Origin of the sequence: Pseudomonas sp. sp1636 (genome assembly GCF_030376615.1) — a bacterium.
Lineage (GTDB): Bacteria > Pseudomonadota > Gammaproteobacteria > Pseudomonadales > Pseudomonadaceae > Aquipseudomonas.
On sequence record NZ_JARRAB010000009.1, the window covers coordinates 105,543 to 118,564 of the forward strand.

Here is a 13,022-nt window from a genome sequence, read left to right on the forward strand (position 1 = left end):
CTTGCCTGCTCTTCGCTCGCGCCGCTTCAAGGTTAAATTTCGACGCTGGTTTAGGCGCAGGGGCGGTTATTCTCCGGCCAGCTTGCGGTCGTACTGGAAGCGCCAGCGGGTGTACATCAGGGCACCGCAAAACAGGCCGAAACTGAGCACGGCGAGCAGCCAGCCGAACAGTGCTTTAGAGGGGTCGAATGCGGCCAAAACGCCCTGGATGAAGTACAGGTTGACCACGAAACAGGCCCAGGCATGGGCGCGGGCGTGGCCGAGAATCAGACCGGGGGCGAGCAGCAGCAAAGGCGCCAGTTGGAAGGCCAGGATTATCCAGAGCAGTTTGTCCGGTATTTCGGCGAACAGCAGGTTCCATACCAACAGCAACACGGCCAAAGCCAGGAAACTCAGCAGGCTGAGGGCGCGACTGACGGCCAGGCGCGGCTTGAGCCAGGCGAGCGGTGGCAGGGGTTTTGCGGTTTTAGCCACGGGCTGTCTCCAGTTTCGATGCAGTCTGCGCCAGACGCTGGCCAAGTACCCGACAGAGGGCGATTTCATGTTCGTCGAGCGCTCGCTTGCCGTCGGCGCCAGCGTGGTGACTGGGGCCGTAAGGCGTGCCGCCGCCGCGGGTCTCCAGCAGCGCGGACTCGCTGTAGGGCAGGCCGGTAATCAGCATGCCGTGGTGCAACAGCGGCAGCATCATCGACAGCAGGGTGGTTTCCTGGCCGCCGTGCAGGCTGGCGGTGGAGGTGAAGACCCCGGCCGGTTTGCCGACCAGGCCGCCGGTCAGCCACAGGCTGCTGGTGCCGTCGAGGAAGTATTTCAGCGGTGCCGCCATGTTGCCGAAGCGGGTCGGACTGCCCAGTGCCAGGCCCGCGCAGTTTTTCAGGTCGTCGAGGCTGACGTACAGCGCACCTTCGGCTGGAATCGCCGGGGCGACGGCTTCGCACTCGCTGGACACCGCCGGTACTGTGCGCAGGCGCGCCTCCAGGCCGGCCATTTCCACGCCGCGGGCAATCTGTCGGGCCATCTCGGCGGTGGCGCCGTGGCGGCTGTAATACAGCACCAGAATATAGGGCGCACTCACGGCAGGATTTCCAGGATTTTCTCCGGCGGCCGGCCAATCGCCGCTTTATTGCCGGCGACCAGGATTGGCCGCTCGATCAGTTTTGGATGGGCCACCATGGCTTCGATCAATTGCGCCTCGCTCAGGCCGGGGTCGGCCAGATTCAGGGTGCGGTATTCGTCTTCGCCGCTGCGTAACAGCTGGCGGGCGCCGACCCCGAGTTTGTCGAGCAGGTCGCGTAATTGGGCCGCGCTGGGCGGAGCTTCCAGGTAGCGCACGATGGTCGGCGTCAGGCCGCGCGCTTCGAGCAGTTGCAGGGCACCACGGGATTTCGAGCAGCGCGGGTTGTGGTAGAACGTCAAATCGGTCATGTGCGGGTCGCATCTGGTGTCAGGTGGCGGCTATTCTAACCGCGTCGGCGTCCTAGCCTGAACAGGGCGGTGTGTTTGTGGTCTGCAATGGGGGCCGGTTGACTAGTCGCTAAGGAGAAGGCATGCGTCAGCGTTTCAATGATTGGCTGGAATTCTGGCGCTTTCTGCTGCAGCGCTTTCTTGCCGATCGCGGCGCCAACAATGCCGCCGCGTTGACCTACACCACGCTGTTTGCGGTGGTGCCGATGATGACCGTGACCTTTGCCATGCTCTCTGCCGTGCCGGCATTTCAGGGTACGGGCGAGCAAATCCAGACCTTTATTTTTCGTAATTTCGTGCCCTCGGCCGGTGAGCTGGTGCAGCAATACCTGCGCAATTTCACGACCCAGGCCCGCCAGCTGACCTGGATCGGCGTGGTCGTGCTAGCGGTTACCGCCTTCCTGATGCTGGTAACCATTGAAAAAGCCTTCAATACCATCTGGCGGGTGCGTCAGCCGCGCCGGGGCGTCTCGAGTTTTCTGCTGTATTGGGCCATTTTGAGTCTGGGGCCGATTCTGCTCGGCGCCGGCTTCGCGATCAGTACCTATATCGCTTCGCTGTCGCTGATCTCTGGGCCCGATGCGCTGATTGGCGCGAAAACCTTGCTGGGTTTCGCCCCGTTGCTGTTCAGTGTGGCGGCCTTCACCCTGCTCTATGTCACGGTTCCCAATGCACGAGTGCCATTGTCGTATGCCCTGTTGGGTGGGTTGTTCACCGCCGTGCTGTTCGAGGTGGCTAAAGCCTTGTTCGGGCTTTATGTGCAACAGTTCCCGGGCTATCAGTTGATTTACGGTGCCTTTGCCACGGTGCCGTTGTTTCTTCTGTGGATTTACTTGTCCTGGTTGATCGTGTTGTTTGGTGCCGAATTGGTCTGCAATCTGGGCTCGTCACATCAGTGGCGCAAGCGTGCCATACCGCGCTTGTTGGTGGTGATGGGGATCTTGCGGGTGTTCCATGCGCATCAACAGTCAGGCCTGGCCGTGCGCCATCGCGACGTGCAGCGCCAGGGCTGGCAGTTGCCGGAGCATGAGTGGGAGGAGGTGCTCGAGTTTCTTGAGCAGCAACAACTGGTGGCGCCGACCAGTGCGGGGGCTTGGCTGCTGAGCCGTGATCTCGATCATTACAGCTTGCAACAGCTATTGAGCCGTTGCCCATGGCCATTGCCACAGCTCAGCCAGTTGCCGGAGCAGCTCGATGAGCCCTGGTATCCAGCGCTGCGCGATGCGTTGGAGCGGCTGTACGAGGAGCAGGCAGTAGTGTTCGATGGCAGTTTGGCGAACTGGCTGAATCCTGTGGCCGAGTGACAAAAAACGTCAGTTTGCGGCATGGCGCCGATGCCCGCTGACGGCCATTGGCAATGGCAGCCCTCCCGGTGGGGCAAAAGGAGGCTGGCACGCTTCTGGCAATGTTATGGCAGATTGCAATCAGGTTGCCGGGATTGATGGAGGTTGAAGGCGTTCCATGACCACTGAACGTTTTAGCGTGGCGACTAATGGCGCGGTGATCCACCTTCACCAGCGCGATCCAAAAGAGGCGCTGGAGCGGCTGAACCGAATCACCGGGTTGCATTTTGCAAGCTGGCCCGAATCGCTGGTGCCCCATTTGCCCAAGCCGCAAGCAGAACCGCTAACAGAGCAGCCAGAGCAGCCAGAGCAGCCAGAGTGCGCGGCGCAAGTCGGCATTTGAAATCAACACAAACCCGCGCCTGGTACGGGCTTGGTCAGCGCTCGGCAGGCTCAGGCGGAGGCTTGGCGGCTGTCTTGCCGGGTCGGTTCGACCGCCTGGATGAACAGCTCTTCGACCACCAGGCTTGTCGCCGGCACCGCAGAGCGCAGGCGTATCTGCATGTCTTCGATCTTCTGTTTGACCGGGAGTCGGGCGACGCCGGACAGCAGGATCTTGTTGTGCGAGCTGACTTTGCCGTGATCCACGCTGACTTCGCGACGTTTGTCGCCATCACGGTAGCTGACCAGCAGAGATACCGGCAGGTTGGCCAGCCCCGGCAGTTGTAGCCAGGTGGCGATGTTGTATTCGGCTACACGCCCTTCGTAGGGCGTGACCAGTAGCCGTGCAGCATCGACGATGCGCGACGGCGCAGGGCCGATCAGTTTGTCGTGGGCGTTGGTCATTATGCTGTTCCCAGGCTTATAACGGATCGTATCAACACGATGCGCAAAGAATTATAAGTGGGGCTGTCTCGATCAAACTGTGCGTTCGGCCGACGCTCGCTGTGACCCGTCTCGCAGTTTCTTCTTTTATGCCAGGTGCAGTGGGTGACGCGTGACCGAGGCCGTAGTGAGGTTGGCTGTCGGTAGCGGCATGACCGCCTGGTTGTGCATGTTGGCCAGCTGCAACCAGATGTTTTCTCCTTCGCCGAATTCGCCATTAGCTAGCCACAGGCCGTGATGCCAGCCACTACCAGGGGCTGGTGTACTCTGCAGCACGCCCTGGTGAGTCTGTGCACTAGGTGCGCGGCGCAGCCAGACCGGTTTCGCCAGGCCTTTCAGGTAGTGCAGGCCCAGGTGCAAGCCCTCGACATTGAGATGGCGCCAGCGCACCAAAGCCAGAATCGGTGTCGGGCTGCTGGTCAGCAGGAGCACCAGTTGACCGACTGACAAATGTGCCGCTTGGTCGGGCTGGCACAGCAAGCGCGCGCCGCCGGCACTGGTATCGAGCACCCGTGCCACGGCGGAGGAGGGGCGCTGCTCCAGAAGTTGGGCATGGATGGCTGGCAAGCCAACCAGCAGCTTGCACGGCGTGTTCTGCTCGTCGCGTGGGTTGCGTCGTTGTTGCTGGCCCAGCCAGTGGTGCCGGACGCGCTCGAGCAGCTGTCGCTCGTTGGCGCTTTGCAGTGGGGCTGGATCATGCAGGGCGACCAGTAAGGCGCCAAGCTCGAAACGGCGCAGGTAGTCGCGGCCACCGTCGGGTTTTTGCGCATAACCGAGGCAAGGTTGCGACTCGGTCAGGTCGAGGGTAGGGCCTTCGCTGTCGTCTTCGTCATCCCAGGGCAGTAAGCGCGCCAAGCCTGCCAGCGGGGCGAGGGCGCCGAACAACTGCGGGCATTCGCCCTCGGCAAGATGGAAGGGGTTGCTCAGGGCGAGCAGCAGCATCTGCTGGTAAAGGCCGCGCAGGGTGCATGCTGGCGCTGGCTGGAAAGCTGCCGCGACCGGTTCGTCCAGGCACTGCTGATGTTCGCCGATCCAGTACAGCAGATGGCTGTCACGCCATAGGCTGGGCGGTGGTTCCTGGTACAGCTGGTAGTGGCGCAACAAGCTCTGCGCGAGAAAGTGCTGAGCCATGTACAGGCACCAGGCCAAATGCGGGAGCGAGGGTTGGCGGCCCTTGAGGATCTGCAGCAGCAGGCGTTTGAAACCGATGGCCAGCTCGTTGCACAGGCCTAGGAACAAAGCCGATGGAGGCTTGCCGTCAAGGTAGACCACGGCATAGTGTCGGTATTCATCGCTGCAGTTTTGCAGCGTGCGTTGTCTTTCGAGTAAGGTCATGGCGCTGCGGTTGAGCCTGAATAACAGGCTGAGCACCTGTTGCAGGGCTTGTTCATGCGGCAGCGAACGCGCTTGGGCTAACTGCTCGTTGAGGTCGGCCAAGGGCGCCGCGTCTTCTTCGAGGATGTCCGGCACTTCAAGGCGCAAGGCATCTAGCGTCATATCAATCCAGTGTGAACAAGGAGCGAATGCATGGGAACACGACTCCAGGTGATTATTCATGCCGTAATGGCAATCTGCGCCGGCTTGGTTCTGGCGGGTTGCGCTGAAGAGGTCGGCGTCGATCAGCATGGACGAAAGGTACCGGCTGGGCGTCTGGAAGGCCAGTGGTTGGTGATTAATTACTGGGCCGAGTGGTGTGCGCCCTGCCGTAGCGAAATTCCCGAACTGAATGCCCTGGCCGTGCAGCTTGAGGCGCAGTCGGTGAGTGTATTGGGGGTCAATTTCGACGGTCTGCAAGGCGCGCAATTAGCCAAGGCGTCACAGGCGATGGGGATTCAATTCACCGTGCTCGAACAAGACCCGGCGGCGCGCTATGGACTGCCGCCCAGTGCCGTGCTGCCGGTTACCTATATCGTCGATGACCGGGGGCAGATGCGCGAGCGCCTGCTCGGCGAGCAGACGGCGGCCGGCCTGGCGGCGCGGGTGCAGGCTTTACGAACGGGAGGCTAGTGGCATGCGGCGGATTTGTTTACATGGTTATGTCAGCGGTCGCGTGCAGGGAGTGTTCTTTCGCCAGGCCACTGCCGAACAAGCCGAGCGCCTGGATGTGGATGGCTGGGTGCGTAACCTCGGCGACGGTCGCGTCGAGGTGTTGTTCGAAGGCGAGGAACCCGCAGTGCGCGAGTTGGCCGCCTGGCTGGAACAGGGGCCGCCTCGGGCCAAGGTCACCGCGCTCGCGCTGGAGGAACAGGCGCTGCAAGGAATCGCCGGGTTCATCGTGCGGCGCTGATGGCGTGCAGTTGCACGCCCGGCGGCAATCCGGGGAGGCTTGCATGTACGGGCTACGGGGCGGTCAGTCAGGCGATTCTGTCGCGTCCACCCATCTCACGGCTTGACGTACCAGAAGTCGTGCCAGAATCCGATGACCTTGGCGGGGTAGGCGTGACTGCCGAGGCTGCCGTTGTAGCGAGCCAGGGCGCGGCTCAGGTTGCCGTTCTCTTTGCGCAGATAGAAGCTGAGGATGGTGCAGCCGTAGCGCAAATTGGTGGCGTTATCGGTGAGGTTGTCCTGCGGGCGACCGAGTTCGGCTTTCCAGAAGGGCATGACCTGCATCATGCCCTGGGCGCCGGCCGAGGAAATGGCGAAGCGGTCGAAGTGGCTTTCGGTGTGGATCAGGGCCACTACCAGGTCGGGGCGCAAGCCGGCCTTGCTGGCTTCGCGGTGCACCAGCCTGAGCAGGGTCAGACGTTCTTCCGCTGCCGGGATATAACGCGCCATGCGGGTCGACATGTCCAGCAACCAGACCTGCGCATCGAAGCGGTCCTGAAAGCTATCGGCTGCGGCCACTGTGCGTTGCAGCAGCGCGCGTAGTTCCGGCTCCGGCGCCTGGCCCAGGCTGGCATGGCCGGGCAGGCTCAGGAACGCGATCAGCAGGGTCAGGCACAGACGCAAGGCCATGTTCGCGTTCAGTCGTTGCCGGGGTCGGCGACCAGGCGCCCGGCATCGCGCATCAACGCCTGCAGGAAGCCTTCCTGCAGGTCGGGGTCGTTGCGGGTCAGTTCGATCAGGCTCTGCTCCAGCTCGCTGGCTTCTTCCTCCAGGCCCAGCTCGGACAAACGCTTGACCCGGTGCACCCATTGTTCGACATCATCGCCCTCCAGATCGTCGTAGATCAGCTTGTGCGCTTCCTGCAGTTTGCCGCGCAGGGTGCGGCTGACCAATAAGCTGGCATCCGCTCGGGTCGAGCCTTGCGGGTCTTCGACGCTCAACTGCAAGGTGCCGATGCGGCTGACATCCTGCTCGGCAAAGGGGCTGTCGAGCAGGTTGAGACGCAGCACGCCATTGCGGTCGGTCAGCAGTTCATGGGTTTGCTCGCTGGCTTTGACCAGTACCGAGCGCTCGGCCCAGGGTAGGCTGGAGTACTCCATGCGCGCATCCTGACGTTGCTCGTCGAGGCTGGCGAGGTTCTGCTGCGAGCGGCCGTTGGACTCGGCGTTCATGAACGGATTAAGCCCGGCAAAGCCATAGCTGATCCAGTCTTTGGTGGCGCTGTCCGGCAGGCTGCCGAGCAAGACCACGTTGAGGGCATTGGCGGCGATGCCGGCGACTACGGCAACTGCGCCCAGCGGCACTTCGTAGAGCTCGCGCCAAGGCTGGTAAGGCGTGTAGCGGTCGTAGCGACGGCTGACCTCGAATGCGGTCACCTCGAAGGTCTTCTGTTCGTGCACCCGCACCCGCCGTTGCGGCAGCTCCAGTACGCGTGGCTCGCCAACGTCTATTTGCAGGCTGTGATCCAGCAGTTTGCGCTCGACACGCTCCTCATGCTCGCTGCGTTGCGGCAATTGGTTGGCGCAGCCACTCAGAAAAAGGGCGCCGCAGAGTGCGGCGCCGACGTGGCCCAGGGTGCTTCGTTTGAACATGACGGCTCTTATCAAAGGCTGAAATCAGCGGCGGATACGTGGGTGGATAAAGGACATGATGTCGGCGACGGCCACTACCTGAGCTTCGGTTTCCTGACGGCTCTTGTATTCCAGATTGCCTTCGGCCAGGCCGCGATCGCTGATCACGATGCGATGGGGGATGCCGATCAATTCCATGTCGGCGAATTTGATCCCCGGACTGGTCTTTTTGTCGCGGTCATCGAGCAGCACTTCAAAGCCGGCCGCCGTCAGATCGGCATAGAGTCGGTCGGTGGTTTCGCGTACCGCGTCGGTTTCATAACGCAGCGGCACCAGGGCGATCTGGAACGGCGCCAGTGTGTCGTTCCAGAGAATGCCGCGTTCGTCGTTGTTCTGCTCGATGGCGGCGGCAACCACGCGGGATACGCCGATGCCGTAGCAACCCATGGTCAGGGTCGTCGGCTTGCCATTCTCGCCCATCACGGTGCAGTTCAGCGCTTCGCTGTATTTGCGGCCGAGCTGGAAGATGTGCCCGACTTCGATGCCGCGCTTGATCTCCAGCGTGCCCTGGCAGTCCGGGCTGGGGTCGCCAGCGACGACGTTGCGCAGGTCGGCGACGGCCGGCAGTGGCAGGTCGCGTTCCCAGTTCACGCCAAAGTAGTGCTTGTCGTCGATGTTGGCGCCGATGGCGAAATCGCTCATCAGGGCGACCGAGCGATCGACGATGCACGGCAATGGCAGGTTTAGCGGCCCAAGGGAGCCGGCGCCGGCGCCGATGGCGTCGCGCAGCTCGGCTTCCGAGGCCATTACCAGCGGGCTGGCCACTTGCTCCAGATTGGCCGCCTTGATTTCGTTCAGTTCGTGGTCGCCGCGAATGATCAGGGCAATCAGGGTGCCGGCCTCGGCGCCATGCACCACTAGGGTCTTGATGGTTTTCTCGATGGGCAGATCGAAACCTTCTACCAGGTCGGCGATGGTCTTGGTGTTGGGGGTGTCGACCAGACGCAGCGCTTCGCCTGCTGCGCCACGCGCAGTTTCGCGCGGAATGGCTTCGGCCTTCTCGATATTGGCGGCGTAGTCGGAGCTGTCGCTGAAAGCGATGTCGTCTTCGCCGGATTCGGCCAGGACGTGGAACTCATGGGAGCCGGTGCCGCCGATCGAGCCGGTATCGGCCTGTACCGGACGGAAATTCAGGCCCAGGCGGGTGAATATGTTGCAGTAGGCCTGGTGCATGCGGTCATAGGTCGCTTGCAGCGACGCCTGATCGGCATGGAAGGAGTAGGCGTCCTTCATGATGAACTCACGGCCGCGCATCAAGCCGAAACGCGGGCGGATCTCGTCGCGGAACTTGGTCTGGATCTGGTACAGGTTGAGCGGCAGTTGCTTGTAGCTGCTCAATTCGTTGCGCGCCAGGTCGGTGATCACCTCTTCGTGAGTCGGGCCGACGCAGAACTCACGGCCGTGACGATCCTTCAGGCGCAGCAACTCGGGGCCGTATTGCTCCCAGCGGCCCGACTCCTGCCACAATTCGGCGGGCTGAATCGCCGGCATCAGCACCTCGAGGGCGCCCGCGGCGTTCATTTCCTCGCGAACGATGGCTTCCACCTTGCGCATCACGCGCAGGCCCATCGGTAACCAGGTGTACAGACCCGAGGCGAGTTTGCGGATCATGCCGGCGCGCAGCATCAGCTGGTGGCTGATTACCACGGCGTCGGAAGGGGTTTCTTTGAGGGTCGAGAGCAGGAACTGACTGGTGCGCATAATTGGCCGTTCTGTCGGTTGCAAGGGCTTTTAATAGGTCGGCATTGTACGGTGCCTGTACTGTGGCGTACAGGATGCAGGCAGCTGGTTCAAGAGGAGGCGAGAGTGACGGTATTGACGGCGGAACAGGTTCAGGCGCTGATTCGGGCGGGGTTGCCGATCGCGGAAGACATCGAGCTGTGCATCGACCGGCTGGATGCGCAGGGGGTGCTGGCGCGGGTGCCGTTTCACACCAAGCTGATCCGCCCGGGCGGCACGTTGTCGGGGCCGACCATCATGGCGCTGGCGGATGCCGCCATGTATGCGGTGGTGCTGGGACGGCTCGGGCGCGTCGAGATGGCGGTGACCTCCAATTTGAATATCAACTTCCTGGTCAAGCCCAAGCCGGTGGACTTGTTGGCCGAGGCGCGGATTCTGCGATTAAGCAGGCGTCAGGCGGTTTGCGAAGTGTCGCTGTATTCGTTGGGTAATGCAGAAGAGCTGGTGGCGCATGTGACCGGAACTTATGCATTGCCACTATGATAAGAGTTGGTTAAATATTGACCAATGGTTAGTTGGCGGCCAAGAAAAAGCCCGGCACAAGCCGGGCTTTTCATATCGCTAACGAATTACAGCTGAATTACAACACGCTCAGCGGGTATTCGACGATCAGGCGGAAGTCATTGTTGTCATTGTCGTAGTCGCTGTTGGCGCGATAGATCGCGTTGCGAACACGGAAGGACAGATCCTTGGCCGCACCTTCCTGGATCACGTACTTGGCTTCGATATCCAGTTCGTGTTCCTTGGCATCGGTGTCGGTGCCGGCGTCAATGTTGTCACCAGTAACGTAGCGGGTCATGAAGCTCAGGCCCGGAACGCCAAAGGTGGCCATGTTGATGTCGTAGCGAGCCTGCCAGGAGCGCTCGTCCTTGCCGAGGAAGTCGGAGTACTGAACCGAGTTGGACAGGAAGATGGTGCCGTTACCGTCGACGCCGTAGTTGTAGCCGGTGTCGCCGGAGGAGCGCTGGTGGGCCAGGGTGAAGGTGTGCGCGCCCAGGGAGTAGGCAGCCGCCAAGCTCCAGATTTTGTTGTCCAGCTCGCCGGCGAGTTTCCGGCCGTCGTCATTCGACTTGTAGTAGTTGAAGTCGAAGTTCAGAGCCTGCTCTTCTGCCAGTGGCAGGTTGTAGTTCAGGTTGACATATTTCTTTTTCCAGAAATCTTCAACGTCCGATGCGTGGATGGCACCGCTGAAATTGTCGGTGAAGCTATAGCTGGCGCCGACGATGTTAGCGGACTTCAGAGTCTCGCCGCCTTGGGTGTTGCTGTCGCGACCAGTACCGGTTTGGCTGCTGATGGCGGTAAAACGACCTGCGGTCAGCTCCAGGCCTGCGATTTCGTTGCTGGTCAGCAGGGTGCCGGTAGCGACTTCCGGCAGGATGCGGCTGTCGTCGGTGGCGAATACCGGGCTGCCGACGAACTGGTTGCCGTATTTCAGAACGGTGTCGGAGATGCGGAACTTGATCGCGCCGCCCACTTCGGTCTGGGTGTCTTCAGCGCGACCGTCCGAGTCGTTAGCGAACTGGCCAGAGCCGGTGCGACCACGACCGCTGTCCAGCTTGATGCTGGAGAGGGAGTGAGCGTCAACACCTACACCCACGGTGCCTTGGGTGAAGCCAGACTCGGCGAGCAGGCGGATGCCCAGGCCGAATTCTTCGCGATAGCCGTTCTTGAAGCCGCTTGCTTTAGTGGCATCAGCAATGTTGCCGGCGCCATTACGGAAGTCGCGGTTGTGATACAGCGCACGATTGAAGATATTGAAGCTGCTGTCTTCAATAAAGCCCTTGGACTCGGATTGGCTAGAGGCTACTGCCATCTGGGTGCTGCCCGCGGCTACTGCGAGGGCGATTACGCTCCACTTCATCACTTGCATCGTGATTGCTCCTTTGGTTTAGAAGAGTTGCGCTGTCCAACTAATTGTTATATGGACAGCTCTTTCTTTTTGTGTCGGCGCTAACTTATAGCACGCAGCCAAAGTTGGCGATAGTTGCAATCTATTCCTTGCGCTTTCTTCACTGTCGTGTCGCAAAAGACGATGAAGCATGTCGCAATTCTGTAGATCCCGCGTGTATTTTTCAGCACTGACGAATTTGGTAATTACGGTTGCTGGCGATTGGGTTTGTTGCTTGGCGGCACGGTCTCCCGGGTCGAGCTAGCTTAAAGCAAGACTCGTGCTCAAAGTGCGAGGTTCTCGTCATTTGTCGCTATTTTGCTCGATCTGGGCTTCTCCTGTCGAGCGTGTAAAGCTGTTGTCACCAGCTTTCATGGGGGTTGCAGTCGCTCCATTGCAGTTGGGTCGGCGGTGGCCGATTGGCTGGCGCGCCCACTGCTTTCGGTGTGTGGGCAGCATTTATCTGGCTGGAGTGGGGCTGTAGGCGTAACGCCTGTGGGGGTTCCATTACGGTAAGAAACAAAGTGTGCGCAAAAATGGTGCGCGCCCTGTTGGCGTGTGCTTGTGCGGGTGCGAGGGTGAATCCGCTGCGACTCCCGCGTATCCTGCAGGGTTTACGCTGTATGGCGCTAAGCTTTGTCTATTGAGTGGTCTGGCAGGAGGGTGGCCTATGTTCGTTTTGGATCCGCGTTTGCAGCAGGACACTCTGCCGGTGGGCGATTTTCCGCTGTGCCGTTTACTGTTGATGAATGATGCACATTATCCGTGGTTTATCCTGGTGCCCAGGCGCGAGGAGGTCAGTGAGCTGTTTCAGCTCGATGCCGATGATCAGCAGGCACTGTGGCAAGAAACCACGATGCTGGCAGAAACCCTCAAGGATGCCTTTGGTGCCGACAAAATGAACATTGCCACTCTAGGCAACGTGGTCAGTCAGCTGCACATGCATGTGATTGCTCGGCGTCGCGATGATGCAGCCTGGCCGGCGCCTGTGTGGGGGCGGTTGCCTGTGCAGCCGTATACCGATGAGCAGGTGTTGGCGATCAAGGACAGGTTGCGTTTGGTGTTGGCTGAAAATTTCTATTTTATCGAGGGTTGAGGGATGGAGGCGGAGCAGCGAATTACCGATCTGGAAAGCCGGCTGGCTTTTCAGGATGACACCATTCAGGCGCTCAATGATGTGCTGGTGGCTCAGCAGAGGGCGTTGGAGCGCTTGCAGTTGCAGGTCGCGGTTCTGGCCAGGCGCCAGGAGGAGATAGGTGGGCAGTTCGGCTCGGCAGAAGATGAGGCGCCACCGCCTCACTATTAGTAGCCGCATGGTTAGTTGGTTAACTCAAATTCGTCGGCTTGAGTCTTCACTGTGGGAGGCTCGGGTTCGGGGCGAAGCCTTTGCCTGCGTCGCGACACCAAGCCTGGCAGCCCTGCGGGCGGCATTCGTCGCGGGGCTGCCTCCTGCAAGGTTCTGTTCAGCCCATTAGAGCCGGCTTATAAGTCTTATAAACAGAAAAGCCCGCATTCTGCGGGCTTTCTGGTTTTCATGGGTGGGTTAGCGGCGGGCGGGGGAGGCGGCAATCACGTCTTCCGCTTGCAGACCTTTGTCGCGCTGCATAACGGAGAATTCGACGCGCTGGCCTTCGACCAATACGCGATGACCCTCGCCGCGAATGGCGCGGAAGTGGACAAAGATATCGTCGCCCGAATCGCGGGATATGAAGCCGAAACCTTTGGAGGTATTGAACCATTTGACCGTACCGGTTTCCCGGTCGGCCATGTTGTGAACCACTGCGTTGTCGCGGACTTTCAGGCGCAGGT

General features: G+C 60.7%; 17 protein-coding genes. 7 read left to right on the forward strand and 10 right to left on the reverse strand.

What is annotated here, in order from left to right; translation table 11 throughout:
* Positions 1 to 66 precede the first annotated feature (66 nt).
* The 3 genes from P8H27_RS11035 to arsC are packed head-to-tail and all read right to left on the reverse strand — an operon-like array spanning position 67 to position 1,422.
* Positions 67 to 474, reverse strand: a complete 408-nt coding sequence (locus P8H27_RS11035) for a DUF2069 domain-containing protein (RefSeq protein WP_289637482.1) — start codon at positions 472 to 474, stop codon at positions 67 to 69.
* Positions 467 to 1,072, reverse strand: coding sequence for an NAD(P)H:quinone oxidoreductase (gene wrbA / locus P8H27_RS11040; RefSeq protein WP_289637483.1), 606 nt, complete (start codon positions 1,070 to 1,072; stop codon positions 467 to 469). Before wrbA ends, P8H27_RS11035 begins: the two co-directional genes overlap by 8 nt.
* On the reverse strand, positions 1,069 to 1,422 hold the full coding sequence (arsC, locus tag P8H27_RS11045) for an arsenate reductase (glutaredoxin) (protein ID WP_289637485.1): 354 nt from the start codon (positions 1,420 to 1,422) through the stop codon (positions 1,069 to 1,071). The genes wrbA and arsC overlap by 4 nt, the downstream gene beginning before the upstream one ends.
* Positions 1,423 to 1,544: 122 nt before the next feature.
* Here arsC and P8H27_RS11050 point away from each other — a divergent pair, with 122 nt between their 5' ends.
* Together P8H27_RS11050 and P8H27_RS20565 are read left to right on the forward strand one after the other, a co-directional pair.
* On the forward strand, positions 1,545 to 2,765 hold the full coding sequence (locus P8H27_RS11050; protein WP_289637487.1) for a virulence factor BrkB family protein: 1,221 nt from the start codon (positions 1,545 to 1,547) through the stop codon (positions 2,763 to 2,765).
* Positions 2,766 to 2,922: 157 nt separating this feature from the next.
* Positions 2,923 to 3,147, forward strand: coding sequence for a hypothetical protein (locus tag P8H27_RS20565; protein ID WP_308446822.1), 225 nt, complete (start codon positions 2,923 to 2,925; stop codon positions 3,145 to 3,147).
* Positions 3,148 to 3,197: 50 nt separating this feature from the next.
* On the opposite strand, the gene P8H27_RS11060 is transcribed toward P8H27_RS20565, so the two are convergent.
* Positions 3,198 to 3,590, reverse strand: coding sequence for a hypothetical protein (locus P8H27_RS11060; RefSeq protein ID WP_289637489.1), 393 nt, complete (start codon positions 3,588 to 3,590; stop codon positions 3,198 to 3,200).
* 126 nt (positions 3,591 to 3,716) lie between these two features.
* A complete protein-coding gene (locus P8H27_RS11065) occupies positions 3,717 to 5,126 on the reverse strand; it encodes a PilZ domain-containing protein (protein ID WP_289637490.1) in 1,410 nt (469 codons plus the stop codon).
* 30 nt (positions 5,127 to 5,156) lie between these two features.
* Between P8H27_RS11065 and P8H27_RS11070 the strand changes: the two genes are divergently transcribed.
* Together P8H27_RS11070 and P8H27_RS11075 are read left to right on the forward strand one after the other, a co-directional pair.
* Positions 5,157 to 5,636: a TlpA disulfide reductase family protein gene (locus tag P8H27_RS11070; protein ID WP_289637491.1), complete on the forward strand. Its 480-nt coding sequence runs from the start codon at positions 5,157 to 5,159 to the stop codon at positions 5,634 to 5,636.
* Positions 5,637 to 5,640: 4 nt separating this feature from the next.
* Entirely contained in the window at positions 5,641 to 5,916 is a 276-nt protein-coding gene (locus P8H27_RS11075; RefSeq protein ID WP_289637492.1) for an acylphosphatase, read from the forward strand.
* A 95-nt stretch (positions 5,917 to 6,011) separates the two neighbouring features.
* Here P8H27_RS11075 and P8H27_RS11080 read toward each other — a convergent pair whose 3' ends face one another.
* Genes P8H27_RS11080 through P8H27_RS11090 form a run of 3 tightly spaced genes read right to left on the reverse strand, consistent with a single transcriptional unit; the run spans position 6,012 to position 9,286 of the window.
* Positions 6,012 to 6,584 (reverse strand): transglycosylase SLT domain-containing protein, encoded by a 573-nt coding sequence (locus P8H27_RS11080; RefSeq protein ID WP_289637494.1) that lies wholly within the window; start codon positions 6,582 to 6,584, stop codon positions 6,012 to 6,014.
* Positions 6,585 to 6,592: 8 nt separating this feature from the next.
* A complete protein-coding gene (locus P8H27_RS11085; protein ID WP_289637495.1) occupies positions 6,593 to 7,546 on the reverse strand; it encodes a hypothetical protein in 954 nt (317 codons plus the stop codon).
* Between the two features lie 24 nt (positions 7,547 to 7,570).
* A complete protein-coding gene (locus tag P8H27_RS11090) occupies positions 7,571 to 9,286 on the reverse strand; it encodes a proline--tRNA ligase (protein WP_289637496.1) in 1,716 nt (571 codons plus the stop codon).
* A gap of 114 nt (positions 9,287 to 9,400) precedes the next feature.
* Here P8H27_RS11090 and P8H27_RS11095 point away from each other — a divergent pair, with 114 nt between their 5' ends.
* Positions 9,401 to 9,808 (forward strand): PaaI family thioesterase, encoded by a 408-nt coding sequence (locus P8H27_RS11095; protein ID WP_289637616.1) that lies wholly within the window; start codon positions 9,401 to 9,403, stop codon positions 9,806 to 9,808.
* Between the two features lie 97 nt (positions 9,809 to 9,905).
* Here the strand turns inward: P8H27_RS11095 and P8H27_RS11100 are convergent, their stop codons facing one another.
* Positions 9,906 to 11,195 (reverse strand): OprD family porin, encoded by a 1,290-nt coding sequence (locus P8H27_RS11100; protein ID WP_289637498.1) that lies wholly within the window; start codon positions 11,193 to 11,195, stop codon positions 9,906 to 9,908.
* Between the two features lie 688 nt (positions 11,196 to 11,883).
* Between P8H27_RS11100 and P8H27_RS11105 the strand changes: the two genes are divergently transcribed.
* Both P8H27_RS11105 and P8H27_RS11110 read left to right on the forward strand, forming a co-directional pair.
* Positions 11,884 to 12,309 (forward strand): HIT domain-containing protein, encoded by a 426-nt coding sequence (locus P8H27_RS11105; RefSeq protein WP_289637500.1) that lies wholly within the window; start codon positions 11,884 to 11,886, stop codon positions 12,307 to 12,309.
* 3 nt (positions 12,310 to 12,312) lie between these two features.
* Entirely contained in the window at positions 12,313 to 12,519 is a 207-nt protein-coding gene (locus tag P8H27_RS11110) for a SlyX family protein (RefSeq protein ID WP_289637501.1), read from the forward strand.
* A 237-nt stretch (positions 12,520 to 12,756) separates the two neighbouring features.
* On the opposite strand, the gene P8H27_RS11115 is transcribed toward P8H27_RS11110, so the two are convergent.
* Positions 12,757 to 12,981: a cold-shock protein gene (locus tag P8H27_RS11115; RefSeq protein ID WP_289637618.1), complete on the reverse strand. Its 225-nt coding sequence runs from the start codon at positions 12,979 to 12,981 to the stop codon at positions 12,757 to 12,759.
* Positions 12,982 to 13,022 lie beyond the last annotated feature (41 nt).